This is a genomic window from Pseudochelatococcus lubricantis (assembly GCF_011762225.1).
GTDB classification, from domain to species: domain Bacteria; phylum Pseudomonadota; class Alphaproteobacteria; order Rhizobiales; family Beijerinckiaceae; genus Pseudochelatococcus; species Pseudochelatococcus lubricantis.
Genome location: NZ_JAASQI010000002.1, coordinates 321,769 through 346,579 on the forward strand (window position 1 = coordinate 321,769; position 24,811 = coordinate 346,579).

Below are 24,811 nucleotides of genomic sequence, written 5' to 3' on the forward strand. Positions count from 1 at the left end.
GCATCTATGTTCATTCTCATCCCGATCCTGCTCGCGACGCTGAATCGCGCGCGAGGTGACGATACGTGGCTTACTCGCCTCGGCCTCCCGGGTCGAGCGCTATGGTACTGCGGCCCGCTCGTGGGGCTGGTCGCCCTGCTGGTGCAGCCGTGGCCGGTGGCGGTTGCATGGGCGCTGGCCTATCTCGTGTGGGCGGTGCCGGCGTGGGGGCATCTATTCGGGCTGGGGCGGTACGCGCCGGATCGTGAGGTTGATGCGCTGTCCGCCGCGCTGATCGAGATCGCCGCCGGCCATGTGCACGTGGCGTTCTTCTTGCGCCACCTGTTGGTGGTGCCCGGTCTCGCGCTGGTATCGCTCGCATCGGGCAGCTGGTGGCCGGTCGGGGCCGCGATTCCCGCTGCTGCGCTGTTCGTGTTGGCCTATGAGGGCGCATGGCGCTGGGCACCGCGGCAACCCATCCTCGTGGCGGAGCTGATCGTAGGCGCTCTGTGGGGGATCCTCATTCTGGCGGCTTAGCAGCGGCCCTTTGTTCACGCTCGCGGCGCTTCAACTCCCGTTCCACCGCTTCACGAATGAATTCGGCGCGCTTCTGCTTGCCGACGAGCGCGTCAATGCGATCCGGAACGTCGTCCGGCAATCTCACTAGGATTGGTTTCACGTTCAGCGGAGGCCGCCCCATGCGGGCGGACCTATCCGATATCGGCAACTGAGTCAATTTCATCCCCTCATGCGAAAATAAGAGATATCGCTTATTGAATATAAGCGATATCGTTTATATCTTCAACCCAGACCGGATTGGAGGTTAAAATGGAGCTGGGTCAGGAAACGTTGCGTCGATTGTTGGACTACGACCCGGAGACGGGCGCGCTGACATGGAGAGAGCGTCCGGCAGAGATGTTCGCAGATGGCATCCAGCCTGCATCGCGCATCTGTCGAAGATGGAACTCAACATACGCAGGCAAGGCTGCCTTGGCCTATGTCGACAAAAATGGGTATAGGGCGGGAAATCTTCTTGGCCGAGCGGCCTACGCTCATCGCGTAATCTGGAAATGGATGTGCGGCGCAGATCCGGATGAGATCGACCACGTCAATGGCATTCGCAGTGACAATAGGTTCAATAACCTCAGAAATGTCGACCATGCTGCGAACACGCGGAATGTAGCGCTCCATAGTAGCAACACGAGCGGCGTCATTGGCGTCTCTTGGGCGAAGCGGGAATGCCGGTGGCGAGCAAGCATAAAAGCGAACAATCGAGAGCGCCACATCGGGTACTTCCGAGACTTTGAAGATGCTGTAGCCGCGCGCAAGGCGGCAGAGAGGCAGTTTGGGTTCCACAAAAACCACGGGCGATTACCATAACCGCCGCCCACCACCTCAATTCAGGCCCGCCTCTGTGCGGGCCGATTTTTTGGAGAATCTCACTATGGTGGCAAGCAATTTCGATTTGGTGTTGCCGCGTGTGCTCGCACATGAGGGCGGTCTCGTTGACCATCCTCGCGATCCTGGTGGGCGCACAAACAAGGGCATAACTCAACGTGTTTTCGACGCATTCCGGCGCCGGAAGTCCTCTCCCACGCGCGCCGTCGACCATATCACCGACGCCGAGGCGAAGGAAATCTACAAGCGGCAGTACTGGGACGCCATCCGTGGCGATGATCTCCCGGCCGGTGTTGACTATGCCGTGTTCGATTATGCCGTAAACAGCGGCCCGGCACAGGCGGCCAAAGACCTCCAGCGCGCTATCAGTGAGAGTGCCGATGGAGCCATCGGCCAGCGCACGATCGACGCCACCTACGGCAAGAGCGGCCAGATCATCATCGACGATCTGTGCGACCGACGCCTTGCCTTCCTGCGCCGGCTGAAGACCTTCGGCGCTTTCGGCAAGGGCTGGACCCGCCGGGTTGAGGGTGTGCGCAAGGCTGCATCGTCAATGGCAATCCGCACCACTCCGCCGCGCTTTGCTGGCGAGTTCGACGCCGCTCCTGCAAAAGCCGACCCCGCCGACACGGCTGTCTCGCGCAGTGCCGAGGGTAGGGCGGGCGCCATCGCAGGCGTTGGCGCTGTCGGGTCGGCCGTCACGGATGCCGCCAATCAGCTTGCGCCGTACCAGAGTGTGACGCCAGCCTTGCAGTACGTCTTCATCGCCTTGACGATCATCGGCGTCGGCATCGGCCTGTACCTCACCTACCGGCGGTTTGCCAACGGAGCAGCATCATGATGACCGCCGCTGCCTCCCTCGCATGGCGCATAGCCACCTCCCGCATCGGTATCGCCGCGATTGCCGCCACGCTGTCCTACGGCGTGGCCTACCATCGTGGCTACTCCCGTGCTGACCGGCAGGCCGAAGTCACTGCCCTCCAATCCGATCTCGCCATTGCCCGCGCGGATATCGACGCCGCGCGCCGTGCCGAAACACTCGCCGCACAGCAAGCCGAAAGCCTTGCCCTTGCCGCAAATCGCTATCTGGAGAAGGCTGATGCCCTCGAAGCCGAATTGGCGCAGCGCCCGGAGCGCGCTGCTTGCCGCATCTCTGACGCTGATCGCCGCCGGCTGCTCGACATCGACGCCGGCGAAGATTGAAGTCCGCCGCGATCTGCCGCCTCTGCCAGCCTACGCCGAGACGGTGAAGGTGCGCAAGCCTCGCGCGGGTGACGACCCGCTGGCCATCGCCGCCCGTGAGCGTGCCGGGCGAGGGGCCGCCAATCGGCGCATCAAGGCAATCGTCATCTGGTACGAGTGCATCCGCATCACTTACGCCGGCGGGGAATGCCACAAATGAACATTACAAACGAAATCGTCGGCCTTTTCCTCGCCGTCGCCGGCGCCGTATGGGGCGGGTACAAATGGATCGAAAGCCGCATCGTGCGCGTGGAGACGAAGGCCGATAAGGCTCTATCCGAAGTCGCCGCACACCGAGAATTTGTCGCCCGCCACCATGTCACGAATGACGCGCTGGCCGGGATGGAATCTCGGATCACCAGCAATCTGGGCGATATCAAGCGGTCAATCGACAAGCAGGGCGAGCGCCTAGACCGCGTGATTGAAAAGCAGGGGAGCGCCGACAATGGCTGACCTATGGCACACGGATGCCAGTCAAGTGTCCGCTACGATTGCCGCCATGCAGCGCCATGATCGCGGTGATGGCACCTATAGCACAACTGCTATGGGCGTGGAGCTTGGCATCACTGACAGTAGCGCTCGCCGCCGCATTACGCGCATCAAGCGCATGGGCGAGCAGGGGCGGCTCGGTACCGATCCCGTCATCCCCGGCTTTGCCATCAAGAGCATCGCCAGCAAAGACGCGAGCGGAGCGTGGGTTCGGCAGACAAAGGCGCCCGGTCCAGAGTTCGCCGTTCCCGAGGGGCATGCCGTCAAGGGCGTCTCGGCGCTCGTAGATGGCGACGGGCGCGTCATGGCCCAATGGGTCAAAACCCGCCTAGACGATACCGATGTCCTGATCGAGGCCATCAAAGAAACGTTTGATGCCTACAAGGGCAGGGCGTTCCCGGTGCCGCCTCCTGAACATACCGACGACAAGCTCCTGTCCGTCTACCCGGTTGCGGACGTTCATCTCGGCATGTTGGCATGGGGCAGGGAGACTGGGGAGGACTACGACCTCGGCATTGCTGCCGACCGCCTGCGCTCCTGCATGGCGCGTCTCGTAGCGCAATCCCCGGCGAGCAAGCAGGCCATCATCCTCAATCTCGGGGACTTCTACCACGCCGACGACAGCCGCAACATGACGCCGCGATCCGGCAACATCCTCGACGTGGATGGCCGATACTTCCGCGTGCTCACTGCCGGCGTGCAGCTGTTCATGGACTGCATCGACCTCGCCCTGCGAAAACACGAGACGGTGAAGGTGCGCAACGTGCCGGGTAACCACGATCCGCACGCCGGAATCGCGCTCACGGTCGCGCTGTCCGCATTCTACGCCGACGAGCCTCGTGTCACCATCGACGACGACCCCGGCGCATTCTTTTACCATCGATTCGGATCGACCCTGATCGGCGCTACCCACGGTGACCGCATCAAGCCGCAAGAGGCAGCCATGACGATGGCCGTTCGCAACCCCGACGACTGGGGCGCGAGCAAATACAGGTGGCACCTGTTCGGGCATATCCACCACCGGCGCGTACAGGAGGTCGGAAACGTCATATGCGAGGCTTTCCAGACCGTGGCCGCCAAAGACGGCTACCACCATGCCCATGGCTACAGCAGCGGGCAGTCCATGACCGCAGTCACGTTGCACCACGACGATGGCGAGATCGGACGGCATGTCGTCAACGTTCCGCCGCCGTGGGGGAGGTAGCATGATCATCGGCATCACTGGCCTCGCGGGCAGCGGGAAAACGACAGCTGCACGCAGGCTCATCGACGTGCATGGCTTCAAACGCCACCGGATGGCCGCCCCGCTGAAGGCCATGCTGCACTGCCTTGGGCTTGACGAAGGCCACACGGACGGCGCCCTGAAGGAAGTGCCCTGCGACCTGCTGGGCGGACAGACGCCTCGCCACGCCATGCAGACGCTCGGAACTGAATGGGGAAGGGCGCTTATCGCCCCTGATCTATGGATCAACGCATGGCGTGCCACGATGCCGGATGGTCATATTGTGGTGGATGACATCCGATTTGCCAACGAGGCGGATGCCGTTCGAGACGTTGGCGGTATCGTCGTCCGCATCGACAGGCCGGGGGTTCAGCCGGGCACTCACGCATCAGAGCGGATGGATTTCGATGCTGATCACACCATCTCCAACGATGGCCCGCGTGCGAAACTCTATTACGAGATCGACGAGCTTGCACCGTGCCTACCCGATGAGGGCACTTACCAATACGTGCCGTTTTCGATGGCCCCTGCGCGCCTGGAAGCCGGATGGGTGATCGCGGATGACTTCAGCGGCTGCCATCACGGGGATTATGCTGTACTGATGAGGCAGGTGGTCGCCGCTTGACAGCACCACCCCCGCCGGTTTGCCCGCCCGATGCGGATGCGCCCCCGCCGGCGGCTGGCGATATCGGGGCACGGATAGTGCCGCCGCCGCCCCCGCCGCCCCCGCCGACGGCCGGCGACGTGGGGGCACGAATAGCGCTGCTGCCGCCCCCCAGAGGAGACATTATGTCGTATGCCTCGACACGGCTCCATCCGACTTTTCCGTTCCCGCCAGAAATGGCGCGGAATTTCGTCATCAGACCGCCTCCGCGTTGGCGGTTACATCCACAATAAAAACGCCAGCGCCGTACGCGGGATATCCGGCTCTCACTGGCCCCTCGACGCCGTCATACCAGCGTACGTCGCCCGTGGGCGCGTAACCGCGAGCTTCAGCGACCCGAAGCGCCCCGTCCTCGGTTGCAGCTCTCCCGACGATCCCACCATGCTCAGTCCCGGTGGGGCGCTGGATGTAAATGCAGACGTAGTCAGTCATGCCGGGTGTCCCTTGCAATGTATGTCATAAGCCTGCGGGTCGCGGTTTCAAGGTCGGGCACCCGCGACCCGTCGCACCACCTGTTGTAGGTGTGGATTGATACCCCGAGAGATTCGGCCGCTTGGGCGCGGGTAGCGCGGATGTCTTTTGCCCACGCCTTCGCGATCTCACTAAATGGGCGGGGGTCGGTCTCGTAATCGCGCTTCGTCTCGCCGGATGGCGGCGGCGTGTTCGGAGGGGTGCGGACAATCCAGCTCATGATTTTGATGCTACCGTGACGGTAGTCCTCGGTTCCGCAACGCCGATGCCTAATCAGCGGGGCTCGGCTCGCAACAGCGCATCGACTGCAGCTGTAACATCATCTATCTGTTCCAGAGTGAGTCCGTGTTTGGCGAGGATTTCTTTCCCCGTGTGATCGGACCATCCGACGACGTGGGCATAGCCTTCGCCGCCCTCGTTGACGGCATCAGCGCGCCGTCGCCATTCGGCGTTGACGCGGTCGAGTTCATCGCGGGCTCCTTGTGGGATTATGGAGAGGGCCGCATCAATATCTGCCGACCGGCGGCGTTCTGCGTCTTGATCCGCTTTGGCGCGGCACTGATCTTCGGCGGCCACTTCGCGCGCGAAAGAACGGGCGGCCTCGACTACATCAACTGGAGCCGGGTCCGTGCCAAATCCCTCTTGGCGGGCATATCCACCCGTTGAGAGGTAGATCGTGCGCTTGGTGGCGATCTCATAGACGTTTCCGTCGTTGAGGCGGTGCCAATAGAACGTGCCGTTGTCGGCGGCCAGGACTTTGCCATCAGCGGTGTCGGTATAGTTGATCGTCATCTTTCCCCCCGGGCCACGCCCGGTATGTCGCTGAGAAGGGCGAGAGGGCTATTAGGGTGGATGTTCACGGGTTCGGGGGCAAGGGGGCGCGGTATCGGACGCCTGCCGGCCCACGCGCACTGCCAAGGCGCCTGAAGGGCAAACCAGCGTCCGTCCCTTTCGGCGACCAAGGCCGCTGGCAGGCTGGGGAGGGTGAAAATCGAGGTCACGCAAGTGCTCCTTGCCGTTCGTGTACGGCAGCGATCTCGCCGCTGATGAATTATGTATACACACAACGTGTGCATTCCGCAAGCAGAAAATGCGCCCCACGCCCGATTATTTTCCGGTCAGCATCGCCGACTGGCTGGGGCGACAGCGTTAATTCTGTCCGGATATCTGTCCGGAGGGCGGCGCGCAATGGTGGCAAGCATTTGATTTTAATGGTGCTGCTGGACAGGATTGAACTGTCGACCTCTCCCTTACCAAGGGAGTGCTCTACCACTGAGCTACAGCAGCGCCTGAAGGAAGGCCCGCATGGGTGAGGCCCTCTTCGATGAAGCCGGACATTGCCACGCATGGGGCGGCCCGGCAATACGAGCAGGAGGATGTCCACAAACGAAGCGATGGGCTTTCCTGACTGTGCGCACCTCCTTAAGCAGGTGCGCCGCACCCGTCAACCCCTCCTGTGCGGGAAGCCGGGGATGACGGCGGTTTTTCGTTGCGCCGGTCCCCGTGCCTCGCCTCACGCCGCCGCGCGGGCGGCGTGCAGCGGCAGATCGAGCTTGCCCCAGACGGCGACGAGCGCGGCGGCGAGGTCGTCGATCAGGGCATCCGTATGGAACGGCGTGGGTGTGATGCGCAGGCGCTCCGTGCCGCGCGGCACGGTCGGGTAATTGATGGGCTGCACGTAGATGCCGTGCTCGTCGAGCAGCAGGTCGCTCGCCGCCTTGGTGCGCTCCGGATCGCCGACCATGACGGGCACGATGTGGGTCGGGTTGTCGCGCACCGGCAACCCGGCCCGCTTCAGCACTTCTTTCGTGCGCGCCACCTGCTTGCGGTGCGCCTGCCGCTCGCTGCCGCTCTTCGACAGATGCTCCACGGATGCCAGCGCCGCCGCCGCGACCGCCGGCGGCAGGGCGGTAGTGAAGATGAAGCCGTGCGCGTTGGAGCGGACCGCGTCGACAATGGCCGACTTCGCCGCGATATAGCCGCCGATGCAGCCGAACCCCTTGGCGAGCGTCGCCTCGACGATGTCGAGCCTGTCCTGCGCGCCGACCTCCTCCGCGTAGCCCGCGCCGGTCGCGCCGTAGAGGCCGACCGCATGCACCTCATCGATATAGGTGAGGGCGTGGTAGCGTTCGGCCAGATCGCAGATGGCATGAATGGGCGACACGTCGCCGTCCATGGAGTACACGCTCTCGAACACGATCATCTTGGCCCGTTCGCGCCCGGCAGCCTTCAGCAGATCTTCGAGATGCCCGAGGTCGTTGTGGCGGAAAACGGCCTTTTCCGCCCCCGAGCGGCGCACGCCCTGGATCATGGAATTGTGGTTCCATTCGTCGGAGAGCAGCAGGCAGTCGGGCAGCAGCTTCGCGATGGTTGCGATGCCGGTCTCGTTGGAGACATAGCCGGAGGTGAAGACGAGGGAGGCTTCCTTCCGGTGCAGGTTCGCCAGCGCCCGTTCCAGCGCCACGATCGGACCGCTGGTGCCGGAGATGTTGCGCGTGCCGCCCGCGCCCACGCCCATGCGCTGCGCGGTTTCCACCATCGCGCCGATGGTGTCGGGATGCAGGCTCATGCCCAGATAGTCGTTGGAGCACCAGATGACGACATCGCGGGTGCCGGCGTCGGTCTGGCGGGTGGCGTGGGGAAAGCGGGCCGCATCCTTTTCCAGCGTGACGAAAACCCGGTACCGCCGCTCCTGATGCAGGGTATCGAGGGCGGTGTTGAAATAATGATCGTAATTCATCGGCTGTCCATGAAGGCGACGGCCCGGCGGCGGACCCCGCCTGCGGCTGCAGGCAACTTTCCTTCGCCTGCGGCTGCAGGCAGTTTTCCATCGGCGGCAGCTTTGGCCCGGACGGCAGACGCCGGGGAGAAAACCGCTTTCCGATCCGAGTATCGTTACAATCAACGATAAATCAACATTTCCCACGCCATGTTACGCGGCGCAAGTGGTCGTCTCGCCGCAGGCGCATGCCCGCCGCGCGGCGGCGCCGGGCATATTCCTGTTGCGCGCGGCCGCCCGCATGGTTATCGCTGTGTATTCGATGTCGTGATGCCGGAGACGCTGCGGTTGCCAGGTTCCGGCGAGCACGGATGTTTGCCTGTCTGAATGATCCTGTCATGAGTGCATCGACGCCGGACCGCCAGACCAGACTTGCTCTGGCGCTGCGTGAAAATCTCAAGCGCCGCAAACGCCAGACGCGCGAACGCGCGCGCGAGGCGCAGGATGAAAGCCGCGAAGCGGAAGCGCACGATCGCGCCGGGGAAGTCGCGGGCGCTCCCGATTCCGGCACGGCGGGGGGCGATGCATCATCCGGAGAGGGCGGGGCTTGAGCGACTGGAACGGGCGCCGGCAGGCGGCGGATTGAAAGGAAGGCAACTGAATGGACCGGATTCGTATTGTCGGCGGGGAAGCGCTGAACGGCGCCATACCGATTTCGGGCGCGAAGAATGCGGCTCTGCCGCTGATGATCGCAAGCCTTCTCACCGACGAGACGCTTCAGTTGCACAACGTGCCGAGGCTGGCCGACGTCGCGCAGCTCCTGCGCATTCTCGGCAATCATGGCGTCGATCACGGCGTCGCCGGCAAGCGCCCGGGCCAGACGGCAGTGACCGGCCAGAGCATCCGGCTGCGCGCGCGCGACATCATCGATACCACCGCGCCCTACGAACTCGTCTCGAAGATGCGGGCGAGCTTCTGGGTCATCGCGCCGCTGCTCGCGCGCATGGGCGAGGCGCGCGTCTCGCTGCCCGGCGGCTGCGCCATAGGCACGCGGCCCGTGGATCTGCTGCTGATGGCGCTGGAGCGCCTGGGGGCCAGCATCGACATTGACGGCGGCTATGCCGTGGCGCGGGCGCCGAAGGGGCTGAAGGGCGGCGACATCGTCTTCCCGAAGGTGACGGTGGGCGGCACGCACACGGCCCTGATGGCCGCCGTTCTCGCCGACGGCACCACGGTGATCGAGAACGCGGCGCGCGAGCCGGAGGTCGTCGATCTCGCCCAGTGCCTGACGGCGATGGGCGCGCGCATCACGGGGGCGGGCACGCCGCGCATCGTCATCGACGGCGTGGCGCGGCTCGGCGGCACGGAGCACACCGTGCTGCCCGACCGCATCGAAACGGGCACCTATGCCATGGCCGTGGCGATGACCGGCGGCGACGTGCTGCTGGAAGGCGCGCGGCCGGACCTGCTGCAGAACGCGCTCGACACGCTGGAGAGCGCCGGCGCGGAGATCACGCCCACCAACGAGGGCATCCGCGTGGTGCGCAACGGCCACGGCATCACGGCCGTCGACGTGACGACGGAGCCGTTCCCCGGCTTCCCTACCGATCTTCAGGCGCAGTTCATGGCACTGATGACGCGGGCGCGCGGCACGTCGCGCATCAGGGAGACGATTTTCGAGAACCGCTTCATGCACGTGCAGGAACTTGCCCGGCTGGGCGCGCGCATCCGGCTCGACGGCGATCTCGCCTATGTCGAGGGTGTGCAGCGCCTCACCGGCGCGCCGGTGATGGCGACGGACCTGCGTGCCTCCGTCTCGCTCGTCATCGCCGCGCTCGCCGCCGAGGGGGAGACGACCGTCAACCGCGTCTACCACCTCGACCGCGGCTTCGAGGCGCTGGAGCACAAGCTGGGGGCATGCGGCGCGCGGATCGAGCGAATCAGCAATTCCTGATCGCCCGCGCGGATATCCGCTGATATTTGCGTGATCGCCATCGCGTGGCCCTTGCCTCGAAGGGGCGGATGCCCCAGTTTCCCGTGCTGTGGATAATGCCCCGGTGTGGTGCGCTTCCGTTGGAGACAGGAAAGATGACGACACGTCGTAACGTGATCACAGCAATCGCCGCTGGCACGGCCGCCGGCCTTTTCGGCCGGGGAGGCATCGCCATGGCGCAGGACGTTTCCGTCGTCGCGCTCGCCGCGCCCGGGCCGCTGGGCGACGTCACGCTCGGCGCTGACGATGCCAAGGTCACGGTGATCGAATACGCCTCGCTCACCTGCTCGCACTGCGCCGCCTTCCACAACGAAACCTTTGCCGCCTTCAAGGAAAAGTACATCGATACCGGCAAGGTGAAGTTCATTCTGCGCGAGTTCCCGCTCGACGACCTTGCGCTGCTCGGCTTCATGCTGGCGCGCTTCCGCGGCAACGACAAGTTCTATGCGGTCACGGACCTGCTGTTCACCCAGCAGGGCAAGACCTGGGCGAAGCCCGGCGACCAGAAGCCGCTTGATTCGCTGCTCCAGACACTGCGGCAGGCCGGCATCACGCAGGAGGACTTTGACGCCACCATCAAGGACCGCAAGCTGTACGACGGCATTATCGCCGTGCGCGAGCGGGCGGCGAGCGAGTTCGGCATCAACGCCACGCCGACCTTCTTCATCAACGGCAAGCGGTATCCCGGCGCGCTGTCCCTGAGCGATCTGGACAAGGCGATCGGGCCGCTGCTCGCCGAATGAGAGCGGCTCGCCCGGCGTGAGGAGACGCGGTGAAGCTTAACCGACTGCGCATCGTCGGCTTCAAGACGTTCGTCGAACCGAGCGAGTTCCTGATCGAGCCCGGCCTCACCGGCGTGGTGGGGCCGAACGGCTGCGGCAAGTCGAATCTCGTCGAGGCGCTGCGCTGGGTAATGGGGGAGAACTCCTACAAGTCCCTGCGCGCCTCGGGCATGGACGACGTGATCTTCGGCGGCTCCAACACGCGCCCGGCGCGCAACAGCGCCGAGGTGGTGCTTTCCATCGATAATTCCGCCCGCACCGCGCCCGCCCATTTCAACGATTCGGACGTGCTGGAAGTCTCGCGCAAGATCATGCGCGACGGCGGCTCGGTCTATCGCATCAACGGCCGCGAGGTGCGGGCGCGCGACGTGCAGTTGCTGTTCGCGGATGCGGCGACGGGCGCGCGCTCGCACGCCATGGTGCGGCAGGGGCAAATCGGCGAGATCATCGCCGCCAAGCCGGTCGCACGCCGGCGCATTCTGGAGGATGCGGCCGGTGTGGCCGGCCTCTACAGCCGCCGCCACGAGGCGGAACTGCGACTGCGCGCGGCGGAGGACAACCTGCAGCGTCTTGAGGACGTGATGCGCGAGATCGACGGCCAGGTCGACAGCCTGCGTCGGCAGGCGCGCCAGGCCATCCGCTACCGGGCGCTCTCCGCGGAGATTCGCAAGGTGGAGGCGATTGGCTTCCTCATCGCCTGGCGCGCGGCCACGGCGCAGCTCGCTACGGCGGAGGAGGAGGCCCGTGCGGACGGGCAGGCGGTGCTCGCCTGCAACGACCGGCAGGCGCAGGCGGCCTACACGCACGGCCTCGCTGCCCACACGCTGGCGCAGGCGCGCACGGCGGAGGAGGGGGCCGGGCAGGAGCTGCAGCGGCGCATGCAGGAACTGGCGGAACTGGAAGCGGGGGAGCGGCGCGACCGCGATCGCGCCGCGGACACTGCCCGCCGCATCGCCGAACTTGAACGCGATCTCGAACGGGAAAAGACACAGGCGCAGGACGCCGTCGTCATGACTGCACGCTTGCAGGATGAGGACGCCGCCCTGCACGCGCGCCTCGCCCATGCGCAGGACGAACTGGTGGAGGCAGCGGAAGTCGTCGCGCAGACGCAGTTGTCGCTGGAGGATTCTGAGGCGGAATTCGGCCGTGTGCAGGCTGCGGTTGCTGATGCTGGCGCGCGGCGCGCGGCATTGGCACGCCAGATCGGCCAGGAGGAACAGCGCCTCGAAAAGCTCGCGGCCGAGCGCCGGCGCGTGGCGGGCGATCTCGACGCGCTGGCGGCACAGGCGCAGGCAAGCGAGACGCTCGACCTGTTGCGCGAGGAGCTTGAAGGCTTCGAGGCGTCGCATGGCGAGGCGGAAGATCGGGCGCTTGCCGCGCGCACGGGCGTCGCTACGGCGCGTGAGGCGGAGGCCGCCCTGCGCAAGCCGCTCGACGAGGCCGTGAGGCGCGCCCAGCATCTCGGCGCTGAGGCGGCGGTGCTGGCGCGTCTGGTGGCGCCGGCCGCCGACGGCGGCTTCGCGCCGGTGCTCGATTCCGTCCGCGTGGAGAAGGGCTTCGAGACGGCGCTTGGCGCCGCCCTCGGCGACGATCTGCTGGCCGCGACCGATGCCGCCGCGGCCGTGCACTGGGCCGATTCGGGGGAAGGGGAGGCCGACGCCGCGCTGCCGGCCGGCGCCGCGCCGCTCTCGGAGGTCGTCGAGGCGCCCGCCGTTCTGACCCGCAGGCTGCGCATGACCGGCGTCGTGTCGCGGGAGGCGGGGCCGCTGTTGCGCGCGCATCTCGTGCCTGGCCAGCGGCTGGTCTCGCAAGAAGGTGATGTCTGGCGTTGGGACGGTCTCACACGCGCGGCGGACGCCCCTTCCGCCGCGGCGATTCGGCTCGCGGAGCGCAACCGCCTCGCCGATCTGCAGCGGGAGGCGGAGGAAGCCGACTCCGAAGCGGAGGCGCGGCGGCAGGCCCTCGACGCGGCACAAGCCCGCACGCGCGCGGCGGACGACGAGGAGGCGCGGGCGCTCGACGCCCAGCGCGCAGCCCGTCGCGCGGCCGAAAGCGCGCGCGTGAAGCTGCTCGACGCCGAACGCGCCGCTGCGGCGTCGACTGCCAGACACGCCGCGCTGGAAGAGGCGCATACGCGGCTGGCGGCGGGCGAAGCGCAAGCGCGGGAAGGGCTTGAAGCCGCGCGTTCCGAACTGGGCACGCTTCCGCCGGTCGACGACGAGGCGTTGGAGAAGGCGCGCCGCTATGCCGCACAGATACGTGCCGCGCACGGCGAATCAGAACGTGCCTTGCAGGGCCTCCAGCGCGACATCGGCGCGCAGACTCGCCGCCGGCAGGCCATCGCCGCCGAATCGAGGGCTTGGGAGGAACGCCGGTCACGAGCCGATTCGGTGCTGGCTGACGTCGCGGAGCGGCTGTCGTCCGCGCGCGAGACGCTGGTGGACCTGACGGAGACGGCCGAGGACAAGGCCGTGCGCCGCAACGGGCTCGCCGCCGCCGTGGCCGAAGCGCAGGCCGCGCTGGAGCAGGCCGCTAACGCCCGCCGCGCGGCGGAAACAGCGCTGGCGGCGGCGGACGAGGCGGCGCGCGCCGCGCTCGATGCGCTCGCCTCGGCGCGCGAGGCGCGGGCGCGCTCGCAGGCAATGGGCGAGGCAGCGCGCGGTCGGCTCGCCGACATCATCCGCCAGATTGCCGATTCGGTCGGCGTGGCGCCAGAGGCCCTGCACGCGCATGCGGAACACGACCCCGAGGCGCCCCTGCCCGAATCGCAGGAGGTCGACCAGCGCCTGATCGCGCTGCGCCTCGACCGGGAGCGGCTCGGCGCCGTCAACCTGCGGGCCGAGGCGGAGCTTGACGAGGCGCAGGGCAAGCGGGACGGTATCGGCGCCGAGCACGACGAACTGGTCGAGGCGATTCGGCGGCTCAGGCAGGCGATCGGCAACCTCAACCGCGAGGGGCGCGAGCGGCTGATGGCCGCTTTCGATGTCGTCAACGGCCATTTCCAGAGCCTGTTCACGTCGCTGTTCGGCGGCGGCACGGCCGATCTGACCCTGGTCGATTCCGACGATCCGCTGGAGGCGGGGCTGGAAATCTATGCCCGCCCGCCGGGCAAGAAGCCGCAGGTGCTGACGCTGCTGTCCGGCGGCGAGCAGGCGCTGACGGCTATCGCCCTGATTTTCGCCGTGTTTCTGACAAACCCCTCGCCCGTCTGCGTGCTCGATGAGGTGGACGCGCCTCTCGACGATTCCAATGTCGAGCGCTATTGCGAGTTGCTGCGCACCATGGCGGGCCAGACGCTGACGCGCTTCATCGTCATCACCCACAACCCCATCACCATGGCGGCGATGGACAGGCTGTTCGGCGTGACAATGGCGGAGAAGGGCGTCTCCCAGCTCGTGTCGGTCGATCTGGCGCTTGCAGGACAAATCCTTGACGTCGGCTGATGGACGCCCCGCTATTTCCTTCCGGGAAAAGGCGAATTCCGCAGCGCTAGTGAATCGTCCGCCTCAGGTGTTGCGCGGAAGACCATGCGGGCGGAAATCGTCAGCTTCGGTGTGCCGATTTAGCTCAAAAGGAATATTTCTTTTATATTACATAGACTTATTCATTGTCTGGCTCATGTTGACACCGGCTGTCACACTCACTATGTTGCGCCGCATTCCTTGTGGATGAACGGTTGCAGGCCTTACGGCAGCCGCGCGGCCACGGGAATCCGTCCGTATCGAATCCGGCGCATGCTTTTGAAAAGTTTCGATTTCGGTGATAATGCGCGGAAAACGCATTGTGCCAGGGGATCGTCGCATGTCTGGAAACGGTGAGGACGGCAGGCAACCCGAAGATCGTGATCTCGCCAAAAGGCTCGATGATCTCGGCCGCCGGTTGTCCGCGAAGGAAAGGGAAGCTCTGGCCGCCCGCAAGGCGCAGGAGCCGCGGCCGGGTGGTGACGCCACGGCCATGTCCAACGCCTTGCGGCTGTCGGGGGAGTTCATCGCCGGTGTGGTGGCTGGCGCGGGCATCGGTTGGGCTATTGACACCTATCTGGGGCTCTCGCCCTGGGGCTTGATCGTTTTTCTGCTGCTGGGCTTCTTGACAGGCGTCTGGAACGTGCTACGGGCGGCAGGGTATCTGAAAACACCGCGCGACCATGGGTCGGGCGGACGATGATGCGGTGAATTTCTGGCCGGCGCGGCGTGCCGGGCGGGTGGCGAGGCAGATGCGGCGGAAAACCGTCCGCACGCAGACAGCGGGGGCTGAACGGCCATGGCGAGTCCTACCGAACAATTTGAGATTCGGCATTTCACCGGACCGTTGTTCCATCTGGGCGACTCGCCCGTCACCTTCACCAACTCCGCGCTGTTCATGGTGCTGGCGGTTGGTGTGATCACGGCTTTCCTGGCGGCTGCGACCGCGCCGCGCGCGGTCGTGCCGGGGCGGTGGCAGAATCTGGGCGAACTGCTCTATGAGTTCGTCGCCAGTACCGTCCGACAATCGGCGGGCAAGGACGGCCTCGTGTTTCTGCCGCTCGTGTTCTCGCTCTTCACCTTCGTGCTCATCGCCAATCTGCTCGGCCTGCTGCCCTATGCATTCACGGTCACGAGCCACATCATCGTGACGGCGGCGCTGGCGCTGCTGGTGATCTTCACAGTGATCGGCTACGGCGTTGCCAAGCACGGCGCGAAGTTCCTCAACATCTTCGTGCCGTCGGGTGTGCCGGGCTGGCTCCTGCCGCTGATCGTGGCGATCGAGGTGGTGTCGTTCATCTCTCGTCCGGTCAGCCTCTCTGTCCGTCTTTTCGCCAACATGCTTGCCGGCCACATCGCCCTCAAGATTTTCGCGGGCTTCGTCGCCGCGCTGCTGGCAGGGGGCTTCGCCGCCTTCCTGTCGCCGCTGCCGCTGGCCTTCACTGTCGCGCTGACCGCCCTCGAAGTTCTGGTGGCGGTGCTTCAGGCCTACGTTTTCGCCGTGCTGACCAGTCTTTATCTGCACGACGCCCTGCATCCCGGCCACTGATCGAAGCTATAACCCGGCCGGTTGTTCCGCCATCACGTCAAGAGTTACTCGAAGGAGCTTTCCATGGAACTCGCTGCTGCTGCTAAGTACATTGGTGCTGGTCTCGCCTGCTTCGGTCTGGCTGGCGCTGCTCTCGCGCTGGGCAACCTGTTCGGCCAGTTTTTCGCCGGCGCCTTCCGCAACCCGAGCGCGGCTGACGCGCAGCGCGGCACGCTGGTTCTGGGCTTCGCCCTCACGGAAGCTCTCGGCATCTTCTCGCTGCTGATCGCGCTCCTGCTTCTCTTCGCCGTCTGATTGATTGATACGGTGACGGCGGCATTTGTCTTCGGGGGCTTCTCCCGAAGACGAGCGCCGCGATAGGCCGCTGTCTGCAAAATAGCAGGCTTGCGGACCTGTCTGTCTGTTTTGGCACCAGTTTCGCCGGGCCGGATTTGCCTCTCCGGAGCAGACGTGTGTCGGGCGTGGTGCATGAGCCTCGTTGTGAGGGGGAGTTGACAGATGGCTGAAGCGATCAAAACCGGGGCTGAAGTCGCGCACGAGGTCGGCTTTCCTCCGTTTAACGCCGAAACCTTTGCGTCGCAGCTGTTCTGGCTCGCGGTGACGTTCGCATTCCTGTACTGGTTCGTGTCGAAGATTGCCTTGCCGCGCATCGCGGCGGTGATCGCGGATCGCAAGCAGCGAATAGATACGGATCTCGATGATGCCGCCCGGCTCAAGGCGCAGGCGGATGAGGCTTTCAAGGCCTACGAGGCGGAACTCGCCACGGCCAAGGCCAACGCCCGGTCCATAGCCGAGGATACCCGCGCGCGCCTTAGTGCTGAAAGCGATGCCCGGCGCAAGTCGCTGGAGCAGGATCTTTCGGCCCGGATCGCAGCCGCGGAAAAGACCATCGCCGATACCAAGACGCAGGCGCTGACGCATGTCGGTGAGATCGCGGGTGATGCGGCCTCCGCTATCGTGGAGCGCATCCTGGGCAGCGCGCCCACGGCGATCGCCGTGGATGCCGCGGTCAAGTCCGCCCTCGATGGCCGATAGGAGGCAACCATGTTCTGGGAAGCTGAATTCTGGGTTGCCGTTTCGTTTTTCTGCTTTGTCGGCATCGCTCTGAAGATGGGGGCGGGCAAGATGCTCGTCGGCCCGCTCGACGACCGCACGAAGCAGATCGCTAGCGATCTGGCCGAGGCTCGCCGGCTGCGCGACGAGGCTGAAGCGCTGCTGAAGGCCTATGAGGCGAAGCGTGTCGCCGCCGAGGCCGAAGCCCAGGCGATCGTCGACAACGCGCGCACCGAAGCGGAACGCGCTGCCGAGGAAGCCCATGCCCGCCTGACGGATTTCATCGCGCGGCGGACCAAGGCGGCGGAGGCCAAGATCGCGCAGGCGGAGACGCAAGCCACGGCCGACGTCAAGACCGCTGCGGCTGAAGCGGCCGTGCGTGCGGCGGAGGAAATCCTGCGCGGCAGCCTGAAGGGCAAGACCGCAGAGCGGCTGTTCGAGGAAAGCCTCAACGAGGTCCGCACGCAGATCCACTGACGCAGTGCTGTCAGGCGTATCGGGAAAGAATATGTGATCCTGGGGGGCTCATGCCCTTCAGGATCGTCTTGTAAGAATCTGGTCGTCAACTCGTTGATCCGACAAGGGCGGGGCCCATGAAACCGGTCGAACGTTTCCGCAAGGTATCGCTCCGTGGCTCCCGTTTCCTGATGGTGGGCACAGTCGGTATCGTGCTTGCATCCTGTGCCGGCAATCCGCGCGGCGTCCTGGGGCCGGTGGCGGAAACGTCTCCCGGCGCGACCCAGGTGGATATGCTCGTGGCGACCACTCGCGGCAAGTCCGCGAACCGGGGCGAGCTTTTCTCCGGCGAGCGCAGCCCCACCCCTGCTTTTGCGGACATCACGGTATCCATTCCGCCGAAGGAGGCGCGCACCATCGGCGAGGTGCAGTGGCCGCGGCGTTTGCCGGGCAACCCGGCCACCGATTTCGTGACACTGCGTGCCGATATCGTCAATCAGGACGAGGCGTTGCGCCGGTTCCGCCGCACTGTGGCGAAGGTGCCGCACGGCAACGTGCTGGTGTTCGTGCACGGCTATAATAATCGTTTTGAAGACGCTGTTTTCCGTTTCGCGCAGATCGTGAACGATTCGGACGCGAAGGTCGCGCCGGTCCTGTTTACGTGGCCGTCTCGCGGCAGCCTGCTTGCGTACGGCTATGACCGTGAGAGCGCCAATTTCTCGCGCGACAATCTGGAAAATCTGCTCGCCGAGTTGTCCCGCGATAAGCGGGTGGGTGAAATATCAATCCTCGCCCACTCCATGGGCAACTGGGTGACGCTGGAAGCCTTGCGGCAGATGGCGATTCGCAACAACGGTCGACTTGCGCCCAAGATCGCCAACGTCATGCTGGCGGCGCCCGACGTCGATATCGACGTCTTCCGCACGCAGGTCGCCCAGATCAAGGGAAGCGGTGTCAAAGGCAAGCGCAGCGCGAATTTCGTGCTGTTTACCTCGCGGGATGACCGCGCACTCGCGCTTTCACGCCGCGTCTGGGGCAGCACGGCACGGCTTGGCGCCATCGATCCCGCGGTCGAGCCGTTCAAAACCGAACTCCGGCGCGATAACGTGACCGTGGTCGACCTCACCGGCGTGCGCACAGCCGATCGTCTGAATCACGGCACTTTCGCGGAAAGCCCGGAGGTGGTGCAGTTGATCGGCGGCCGTCTGGCCGGTGGGCAGACCATGACCGACTCGCGCGTCGGCCTCGGCGACCACATCATCCAGATCACGGCTGGCGCGGCCTCTTCGGTGGGAACGGCGGCGGGCCTCGTGCTCGCTGCGCCTGTTGCGGTTATCGATCCCAATACGCGCAACAATCTTGGCAGCCAGTTCGAAGGCTTTGGCGATGAGCTGGCCAAAACGACAGGTTCCGTGCGCTGAAAGGCGATGCGCCGTCCGTTTGTCTATGCAACACCTTTCCCCGGAAGTGGCATCCGCTTCCGGGAGGCAGTGTAAAAAGCTTCACCGCCGCCGGGCATCGACCGTGACACGCACGGGAACCGGTGCTCCGAGGCCGCCGCGAGGCGGAACAGGCGCGAGGCGCAGGCGGCGCCCGCGCGGAGGCGTATCTCGCTCTTCAAGCTGCATCACCGCGATGCCCATCTGGATGCTGCCGAACGTAAGGCAGAGCAAGAAAGTCAGCGCCCCTGCGGCAACCATCCCGACCGGAGACGCCGCGACGAGGGTATGCAGGCCGGCGACGTCGAGCCCGAACAACATTCCGGCAAACAGCGCGGCAATGCTGAAACCGATGAGGGCGTGGCGGGCTAGAAACCAGGTGAGCCGCGTCATGAACATCTCCCGAGACAATAATCAACATCCTATGTTGGCACGGGTTCATCAAAACGACAATTACTGAATCGGGAGTGCGGCGCCTGAGCGAAGCCCGCTCGAATACCGTGGCTGAGGATATCAGACGGTGACGATGAGCTTGCCGAACACCTTGCGGCTTTCCAGCCGGTCGAGGCCGTCCTGGAAATGATCGAGACTGTAGACCGTATCGATGACCGGGCGGATGCCCGCAGCCATCTTGTCGAGTGCCTCACCGATATTGCGGATGGTGCAGCCGAAGGAACCAAAGATACGGTACTGTTGCTGAAAAAGCTGCATCAGGTTCATGGTGGTGGAGACGCCCGACGTCGATCCGCACGTCACCAGCCGGCCGCCGCGCTTGAGGCTGAGCAGCGAGCCGTTCCACGTATCGGCGCCGACATGCTCGAAGACGACATCGACACCCTTGCGTCCCGTGAGCTTGCGCACCACACCCTCGAACCTGTCCGTGCGGTAGTTGATAACGTGGTCCGCGCCGAGGGCTTTCACCTTGGCGCCCTTTTCGTCGTCGCCCACGGTGGTGATCACGGTGCAGCCGATCGCCTTGGCCATCAGGACCGCAGCCGTGCCGATGCCGGAGCCGCCGGCGTGCACCAGCACTGTCTCGCCCGCTTCCAGCTTCGCGTTGTCGAACAACATGTGCTGAACCGTGCCGAAAGCGATCGGCGCGCAGGCGGCTTCCTCGAAGGAGACGCCATCCGGAACCTTGACCAGCAGCCGCTCCGGCATGTTGACCAGTTCGCAGGTGAAGCCATCGACATGGAAACCCATGATGCCGGCGACATTCTCGCACAGGTTGTCGTGTCCCTCGCGGCAGGCCCGGCACTCGCCGCAGGTTTTCGCGCCATAGAGCGCCACGCGGTCACCCGCCGCGACCCGGCTCACACCCTCGCCGACAGCGACGATTTCACCGGACGCCTCCGCGCCGACGGTCAGCGGCAGTTTGCGCTTCGCGAAGGCCATCCCGCGAAAGCCCCATACGTCGATATGGTTGAGGCCAACGGCGCGAATGCGCACCTGCACCTCACCGGGACCGGGCGCGGGCGGCGCATCGACATCCACGAGGCGCAGGTCACGGTCACCGAAGAGTTGCAGGGCGCGCATGGCGATATTCCTTGTTGTAAAGCGGTGAGGACGGCGATCAGCGGTGGATGCCGATCTGGGCCGTCAGTCCGCCATCGATTGGCAGCACCGCACCCGTCATATAGGCGGCGGGTGGCGAAAGCAAAAAGGCGGCGAGCCCCGCGACTTCGTCGACACGCGCGAACCGGCCGGCGGGAATCTGCCTTTCCATGTTGGCGCGATGGGCGGCGTAGGGGGCCAGCATGTCGGTGTCGATAAAGCCCGGCGCGATGTAGTTGACGGTGACGCCGCGCCGCGCGGTTTCCACGGTGAGTGTGCGCAGATAGCTCAGCAGCGCGCCCTTCGAGGCCGCATAGGCGGCGTTGCCGGGGTTGCCATGCAGCGCCGCGACCGAGCCGATGGCGACAATGCGCCCCTCGCGGGCGCGGATCATCGGGCGCACGAGCGCCTTGGCCAGCCGGGCGAACGACCAGAAGTTCACCTGCATCACGGCTTCGGCATTGTCCTGGGCCATGACGGCCGCAAGCGCGTCGTAGGACTGGCCGGCGTTATGGACGAAACCGTAGTAGGTGTCGTCCTCGATACCCGCGCAGAAGGCATCGAGCGCTGCACCGTCGGCGAGGTCGAGCGCGAAGGCGCGTACAGCCCGCCCTTCCGCCTTCAGGCGTGCGGCCAGCGCCACGCCGGCGTCGCCGGAGGAGCGATAAGTGAAGTCCACGTCATAGCCGGCACTTGCGAGGGCGGCGACGATGGCCGCGCCGAGCCCCTTCGCGCCGCCAGTGACGAGAACGCGCTTGTTGGCGGTCGTGCTCACGCGCCCGGCTCCGCTGTGATCACCAGACAGGTGTTCTGGCCGCCGAAGCCGAAGGAGTTGGACAACACTCTCGAAACCGTGGCGTCGCGCGCCGTGTTGGGCACGACGTCGAGCCCGATGGCGGGATCCGGCAACTCGTAGTTGATGGTGGGCGGCAGCCGCCCGTTGAGGATCGTGAGCAGCGAGAACACCGCTTCGACCGCGCCGGCGGCAGTCAGCGTATGCCCGATCATGGATTTGTTGGACGAAATGGGCAGGGAGCCGGAAGCTGCGTTCATGCGCTCGCCGAAAACCGCGAGGCAGGCGAGCGACTCCATCTTGTCGTTCTCCGGCGTGCTGGTGCCATGGGCGTTGATATAGTCGATGTCGTCGGGCGTGAGGCCCGCATCCGAGACGGCTTCGCGGATCGCGGCGATGGCAGGGCCGCCGTCAGGGCTGGTGCGCGTGCGGTGGAAGCCGTCTCCGCGTTCACCGCAGCCGGCGACAATGCCGAGAATGGTCGCGCCGCGCGCCCGCGCGGCGTCGTAATCCTCCAGCACGAAGGCGCCCGCACCCTCACCCATGACGAAACCGTCGCGGTTCTTCGAGAAGGGGCGGGACGCGCCGGCCGGATCGTCGTTGTGAGTGGACAGCGCCGAGAGAAGCGAGAAGCGGATCAGCGCTTCCGCATGCACCGAGCCGTCGGTGCCGATGGCGAGCGCCGCCTGCGTCTCGCCCCGGCGAATGGCCTCGACGCCGAGCTGGATCGCCGTCGCGCCGGACGAGCACGCGGTCGAGAGCGAGATGGGCGAGCCGCGCGTGCCGAAACGCTCCGCGATGTGCTCGGCGACCGTGCCGAACAGGAACAGGTCGTGCCAGGCGGAAAACGCGCCGCTGCCGGCAGCGCGCAGCAGATCGGCATAGGTGATGTCGTCCGTCCTGCCGCTGGCGCGCGCGAGCGCGATACGCTGCGGCCATTCCATCTCGACCGGCGGCACGGCGATGAACAGCGCGCCGGGAAAGTCGCCGGGCGTGCCGATGCCGGACTGCGCAATGGCTTCGCCGGCCGCGAGCACCGCGAGCTTCTCCGACAGGAAGGGGGCGCTCGACACCGCGCCCTCCACGTAGTCGACCGTGGCCGCGATCGTGGTGCGCAGGTTGTCGGTGCTGAAGCGGGTGATGCGATGCACGCCCGAGCGCCCTTGCGTCAAGGCCGACCAGTTGTCGGCCTTGCCCTGGCCGAGGGATGTGACCACGCCCGCGCCGGTGACGGCGACGAGCGGGCGGCCGAGTGCATCGCGCGTGGAAGAGGAGGGGACGGATGTCATGATCAGCCTCCGTTCGGGGCGGCTTCGACGAGGGCGAGGCCCTCGCCGCGCTTGTGGCCGACGCTGGTGACGACGGCCTGATGCAGCCGCCCGGCCTCGACGGCCGCAGTGGCGAGCGCCAGCCCGAGCGGGAACTGCGCCTCAAGCGTATGCCCGAACATGTCGCCGGTGGCGTGGACGGGAATGCCTGGCACCAGCTTCGTCAGCGAGCCGCGCTCTTCCTCGGTGACGCCGGCGACGCCGGTCGCGCCCGAGAGTACGGCGCCGCCGATGCCGCGAAATGCTTTTCCACTCTGTTCCCACAGCTTTTCCACGGAGACGCCCACGGAGCCGGGATGGCGGCGGGTATGGTCCGAGGAGACGCCGCGCAGCACGGCGAGCGCCTTCGCGCCGCGCGCCTCCGCATGGGCGCGTGCCTCGAACACGAGGAAGGCCGCGCCGCTGCCGAGAATGAAGCCGCCGCCTTCGCCGGGGCGGTCCCAGACGGAGGCGAAATGCTCTTTCCACAGATAGCCGCCGAGTTCGTATATCAGCAGCGCGTCGGGCCGCTCGGCGTTGTAGGAGCCGCCGACGAGAAAGATATCGCCCTGGCCGGCGGCGATGCGCGCATGGGCGATCCGCACCGCGTCCACGCCGGCCTGCTCCTCGCCCATGAAGGTGCGCGACGCGCCCGTGACGCCCTGCACGATGGCAATGTTGCCGGCGAGCAGGTTCGACAGTTGCGCGAGAAACAACGTTGGCCGCAGATCGCTCATGAGGCGTTCGTTGAGAAAGGCCTCGGCATTTTCCGCCTTGCCGATGCCGGACAGGATCTGCCCGTCCACCGCGTAATCGCGCTCGCCGCCGCCCGCGGCGACAATCATCTGCACCGTGCGCCGCAGTTCGGAATCGCGCGCGAGGCCCGCGTCCTCCAGTGCGAGGCCGGCTGCGTAGACGCCGAGCTTTTGCCAGTTCTCCATCTGCCGCTGGTCGGCCTTCTTGGGGATCTGTTTGCTCCAGTCCAGCGGCACGGCGGGGTGAACGGGGTAAGGCGCGAAAGTATCGGTGTCGACCTGCGCGGTGCTGTCGCCGTCGAGTGCAGCGAGGTGCGCGGAGCGCCCCTCACCGAGGCTCGACACGAGGCCGATCCCGGTGATCCAGACGTCGCGGTCGTTCCCGCTGGCAGGGCCATTGGCCATTCGGGCATTCTCCAATCAGGCAATTTCCTGGACGAGCCCGATTTCCGCCGCCTGCGCCCGCATCTGGGCGGAGAGGCCGTCGGGAAAGGGCATCAGCTTGAACATCAGCTCCGCGTTGCAGATAGCCTTGCCGTCGCTCGCGATCGTGGCGCGCGTCACCGCATAGCCGGAGCCCTGATGCGCGCGCGTGGCGACGATCTCCAGCGGCGCGCCGGGGCCGACGAACGACCGGAACTTCGCCTTCTCGACCCCCGCCAGAAATGGCATGTGCGTGAAGCGGATCAGGCCGAGAATGAGATAGCCGGAGGCCTGCGCCATCGTTTCCGTCAGCAGCACGCCGGGCATCAGCGGATGGCCGGGGAAATGCCCCTCGAAAACGGGACTGGCATCAGGCACCGTCGACCGCGCTTCGATGCGCTCCTCCGCGTCGCTGAAGGAGGCGATGCGATCGATCATCTGAAAATATTCGAGGCGCATTTATGAGTATTTACCGTACGGCCTGTCACGGGATGAACCGGAATTCCGGTTGCCGGTCGCTGCCAGAGGTCGGATTTCAAGCGGAAGCAACTTCACCGTGTCGGAAATTGCTTCCGATTGCGTTAATGACAAGTGTCGGAGAGCACATCGTGCGGGTGCATTGCGGAAACGACGACCGGACTGTCCCCGCCGATATCGTTGCGCGCGGGGAACCTGTCGTGCTGCACCGGTCGGTATTTCCGTTCACGCTCACCCCTTTGCGGCGACGAGTTCGTCGATGCGCGCGGCAAGGTTCTTCAGCACGAAATACTGCTCCGCCGGCACCTTGCCCTCGTTGACTTCCTGGGTCCACGTCTCAAGCGGCAGCTTGATGCCGAATGCCTTGTCGATGGCAAAGGCGATATCGAGGAACGCCAGGGAATCGACGCCGAGGTCATCGATCGCATGGCTGTCGGGCGTGATCTGCTCACGCGGAATGTCCGACGTTTCGGCGATGATGTCGGCGACGGTCTCGAAGGTGGATGCCATCGCGATACTCCTGATTCTGTTGCCTGCGCTGCAGCGTCACGGCAAATCAAAGGCTTGCGCGGAAAAGCTCCACGC

Annotated in this window: 29 protein-coding genes and 1 tRNA gene; 18 read left to right on the forward strand and 12 right to left on the reverse strand. The window is 65.5% G+C overall.

Annotation, left to right across the window (positions count from 1 at the left end; translation table 11 throughout):
- Positions 1-6: 6 nt before the first annotated feature.
- A complete protein-coding gene (locus FHS82_RS05380; protein ID WP_166949602.1) occupies positions 7-516 on the forward strand; it encodes a hypothetical protein in 510 nt (169 codons plus the stop codon).
- On the opposite strand, the gene FHS82_RS20900 is transcribed toward FHS82_RS05380, so the two are convergent.
- Positions 500-721 (reverse strand): YlcI/YnfO family protein, encoded by a 222-nt coding sequence (locus FHS82_RS20900; protein ID WP_246225093.1) that lies wholly within the window; start codon positions 719-721, stop codon positions 500-502. The genes FHS82_RS05380 and FHS82_RS20900 overlap by 17 nt on opposite strands.
- Before the next feature lie 332 nt (positions 722-1,053).
- On the opposite strand from FHS82_RS20900, the gene FHS82_RS21485 reads away from it, so the two are divergent.
- The 7 genes from FHS82_RS21485 (at position 1,054) to FHS82_RS05415 (ending at position 4,955) form a co-directional block, all read left to right on the forward strand.
- A complete protein-coding gene (locus FHS82_RS21485) occupies positions 1,054-1,359 on the forward strand; it encodes a hypothetical protein (RefSeq protein ID WP_377699902.1) in 306 nt (101 codons plus the stop codon).
- Positions 1,360-1,423: 64 nt separating this feature from the next.
- Positions 1,424-2,218: a glycoside hydrolase family 108 protein gene (locus FHS82_RS05390; protein WP_166949606.1), complete on the forward strand. Its 795-nt coding sequence runs from the start codon at positions 1,424-1,426 to the stop codon at positions 2,216-2,218.
- Complete coding sequence (locus FHS82_RS05395; protein WP_166949608.1) at positions 2,215-2,580, forward strand: hypothetical protein; 366 nt, start codon at positions 2,215-2,217, stop codon at positions 2,578-2,580. Before FHS82_RS05390 ends, FHS82_RS05395 begins: the two co-directional genes overlap by 4 nt.
- Positions 2,581-2,629: 49 nt before the next feature.
- Positions 2,630-2,779: a hypothetical protein gene (locus FHS82_RS05400; RefSeq protein ID WP_166949610.1), complete on the forward strand. Its 150-nt coding sequence runs from the start codon at positions 2,630-2,632 to the stop codon at positions 2,777-2,779.
- Positions 2,776-3,072 carry a hypothetical protein gene (locus tag FHS82_RS05405; protein WP_166949612.1) on the forward strand — a complete coding sequence of 99 codons (297 nt, stop codon included), beginning with the start codon at positions 2,776-2,778 and terminating at the stop codon, positions 3,070-3,072. Before FHS82_RS05400 ends, FHS82_RS05405 begins: the two co-directional genes overlap by 4 nt.
- Positions 3,065-4,312: a hypothetical protein gene (locus FHS82_RS05410; protein ID WP_166949614.1), complete on the forward strand. Its 1,248-nt coding sequence runs from the start codon at positions 3,065-3,067 to the stop codon at positions 4,310-4,312. The genes FHS82_RS05405 and FHS82_RS05410 overlap by 8 nt, the downstream gene beginning before the upstream one ends.
- Position 4,313: 1 nt before the next feature.
- Entirely contained in the window at positions 4,314-4,955 is a 642-nt protein-coding gene (locus FHS82_RS05415; RefSeq protein ID WP_166949616.1) for a nucleoside/nucleotide kinase family protein, read from the forward strand.
- Positions 4,956-5,189: 234 nt separating this feature from the next.
- On the opposite strand, the gene FHS82_RS05420 is transcribed toward FHS82_RS05415, so the two are convergent.
- The 4 genes from FHS82_RS05420 to hemA all read right to left on the reverse strand — a co-directional run bounded on the left by FHS82_RS05420 (position 5,190) and on the right by hemA (position 8,205).
- The gene (locus tag FHS82_RS05420; protein ID WP_166949618.1) at positions 5,190-5,426 is read right to left on the reverse strand and encodes a hypothetical protein; all 237 of its coding nucleotides are present in this window, start codon (positions 5,424-5,426) and stop codon (positions 5,190-5,192) included.
- A gap of 312 nt (positions 5,427-5,738) precedes the next feature.
- Complete coding sequence (locus tag FHS82_RS05425; RefSeq protein WP_166949620.1) at positions 5,739-6,257, reverse strand: hypothetical protein; 519 nt, start codon at positions 6,255-6,257, stop codon at positions 5,739-5,741.
- 420 nt (positions 6,258-6,677) lie between these two features.
- A tRNA-Thr gene (locus FHS82_RS05430) sits at positions 6,678-6,752 on the reverse strand.
- Positions 6,753-6,978: 226 nt separating this feature from the next.
- Complete coding sequence (gene hemA, locus FHS82_RS05435; protein WP_166949622.1) at positions 6,979-8,205, reverse strand: 5-aminolevulinate synthase; 1,227 nt, start codon at positions 8,203-8,205, stop codon at positions 6,979-6,981.
- 377 nt (positions 8,206-8,582) lie between these two features.
- On the opposite strand from hemA, the gene FHS82_RS05440 reads away from it, so the two are divergent.
- From FHS82_RS05440 to FHS82_RS05485, 10 genes are all read left to right on the forward strand, one after another.
- A complete protein-coding gene (locus FHS82_RS05440; protein WP_166948998.1) occupies positions 8,583-8,795 on the forward strand; it encodes a hypothetical protein in 213 nt (70 codons plus the stop codon).
- A 50-nt stretch (positions 8,796-8,845) separates the two neighbouring features.
- The gene (gene murA, locus FHS82_RS05445) at positions 8,846-10,138 is read left to right on the forward strand and encodes a UDP-N-acetylglucosamine 1-carboxyvinyltransferase (RefSeq protein WP_166949624.1); all 1,293 of its coding nucleotides are present in this window, start codon (positions 8,846-8,848) and stop codon (positions 10,136-10,138) included.
- Positions 10,139-10,272: 134 nt separating this feature from the next.
- Positions 10,273-10,920 (forward strand): DsbA family protein, encoded by a 648-nt coding sequence (locus FHS82_RS05450; protein WP_166949627.1) that lies wholly within the window; start codon positions 10,273-10,275, stop codon positions 10,918-10,920.
- Between the two features lie 29 nt (positions 10,921-10,949).
- Positions 10,950-14,402 (forward strand): chromosome segregation protein SMC, encoded by a 3,453-nt coding sequence (gene smc, locus FHS82_RS05455; RefSeq protein WP_166949629.1) that lies wholly within the window; start codon positions 10,950-10,952, stop codon positions 14,400-14,402.
- Between the two features lie 358 nt (positions 14,403-14,760).
- Positions 14,761-15,123, forward strand: a complete 363-nt coding sequence (locus tag FHS82_RS05460) for an AtpZ/AtpI family protein (RefSeq protein ID WP_208394102.1) — start codon at positions 14,761-14,763, stop codon at positions 15,121-15,123.
- Between the two features lie 96 nt (positions 15,124-15,219).
- The gene (locus FHS82_RS05465; RefSeq protein ID WP_166949633.1) at positions 15,220-15,969 is read left to right on the forward strand and encodes a F0F1 ATP synthase subunit A; all 750 of its coding nucleotides are present in this window, start codon (positions 15,220-15,222) and stop codon (positions 15,967-15,969) included.
- A 63-nt stretch (positions 15,970-16,032) separates the two neighbouring features.
- Entirely contained in the window at positions 16,033-16,263 is a 231-nt protein-coding gene (locus FHS82_RS05470) for a F0F1 ATP synthase subunit C (RefSeq protein WP_166949635.1), read from the forward strand.
- 204 nt (positions 16,264-16,467) lie between these two features.
- A complete protein-coding gene (locus FHS82_RS05475; protein ID WP_166949637.1) occupies positions 16,468-17,004 on the forward strand; it encodes a F0F1 ATP synthase subunit B family protein in 537 nt (178 codons plus the stop codon).
- 9 nt (positions 17,005-17,013) lie between these two features.
- The gene (locus FHS82_RS05480; protein WP_166949639.1) at positions 17,014-17,499 is read left to right on the forward strand and encodes a F0F1 ATP synthase subunit B family protein; all 486 of its coding nucleotides are present in this window, start codon (positions 17,014-17,016) and stop codon (positions 17,497-17,499) included.
- Positions 17,500-17,669: 170 nt separating this feature from the next.
- Positions 17,670-18,899 (forward strand): alpha/beta hydrolase, encoded by a 1,230-nt coding sequence (locus tag FHS82_RS05485; protein WP_246225147.1) that lies wholly within the window; start codon positions 17,670-17,672, stop codon positions 18,897-18,899.
- 81 nt (positions 18,900-18,980) lie between these two features.
- Here FHS82_RS05485 and FHS82_RS05490 read toward each other — a convergent pair whose 3' ends face one another.
- The 7 genes from FHS82_RS05490 to FHS82_RS05520 form a co-directional block, all read right to left on the reverse strand.
- Positions 18,981-19,310: a hypothetical protein gene (locus FHS82_RS05490; protein WP_166949644.1), complete on the reverse strand. Its 330-nt coding sequence runs from the start codon at positions 19,308-19,310 to the stop codon at positions 18,981-18,983.
- 120 nt (positions 19,311-19,430) lie between these two features.
- Positions 19,431-20,453: a zinc-binding dehydrogenase gene (locus FHS82_RS05495; RefSeq protein WP_166949646.1), complete on the reverse strand. Its 1,023-nt coding sequence runs from the start codon at positions 20,451-20,453 to the stop codon at positions 19,431-19,433.
- A gap of 37 nt (positions 20,454-20,490) precedes the next feature.
- On the reverse strand, positions 20,491-21,246 hold the full coding sequence (locus tag FHS82_RS05500) for an SDR family oxidoreductase (RefSeq protein WP_166949649.1): 756 nt from the start codon (positions 21,244-21,246) through the stop codon (positions 20,491-20,493).
- Complete coding sequence (locus FHS82_RS05505; protein WP_166949650.1) at positions 21,243-22,553, reverse strand: beta-ketoacyl-ACP synthase; 1,311 nt, start codon at positions 22,551-22,553, stop codon at positions 21,243-21,245. Before FHS82_RS05505 ends, FHS82_RS05500 begins: the two co-directional genes overlap by 4 nt.
- A gap of 2 nt (positions 22,554-22,555) precedes the next feature.
- Positions 22,556-23,731, reverse strand: coding sequence for a beta-ketoacyl-ACP synthase (locus FHS82_RS05510; protein WP_166949651.1), 1,176 nt, complete (start codon positions 23,729-23,731; stop codon positions 22,556-22,558).
- 15 nt (positions 23,732-23,746) lie between these two features.
- Positions 23,747-24,208 (reverse strand): 3-hydroxyacyl-ACP dehydratase FabZ family protein, encoded by a 462-nt coding sequence (locus FHS82_RS05515; protein ID WP_166949652.1) that lies wholly within the window; start codon positions 24,206-24,208, stop codon positions 23,747-23,749.
- Positions 24,209-24,457: 249 nt separating this feature from the next.
- Positions 24,458-24,736 carry an acyl carrier protein gene (locus tag FHS82_RS05520; RefSeq protein ID WP_166949653.1) on the reverse strand — a complete coding sequence of 93 codons (279 nt, stop codon included), beginning with the start codon at positions 24,734-24,736 and terminating at the stop codon, positions 24,458-24,460.
- Positions 24,737-24,811: the final 75 nt, after the last annotated feature.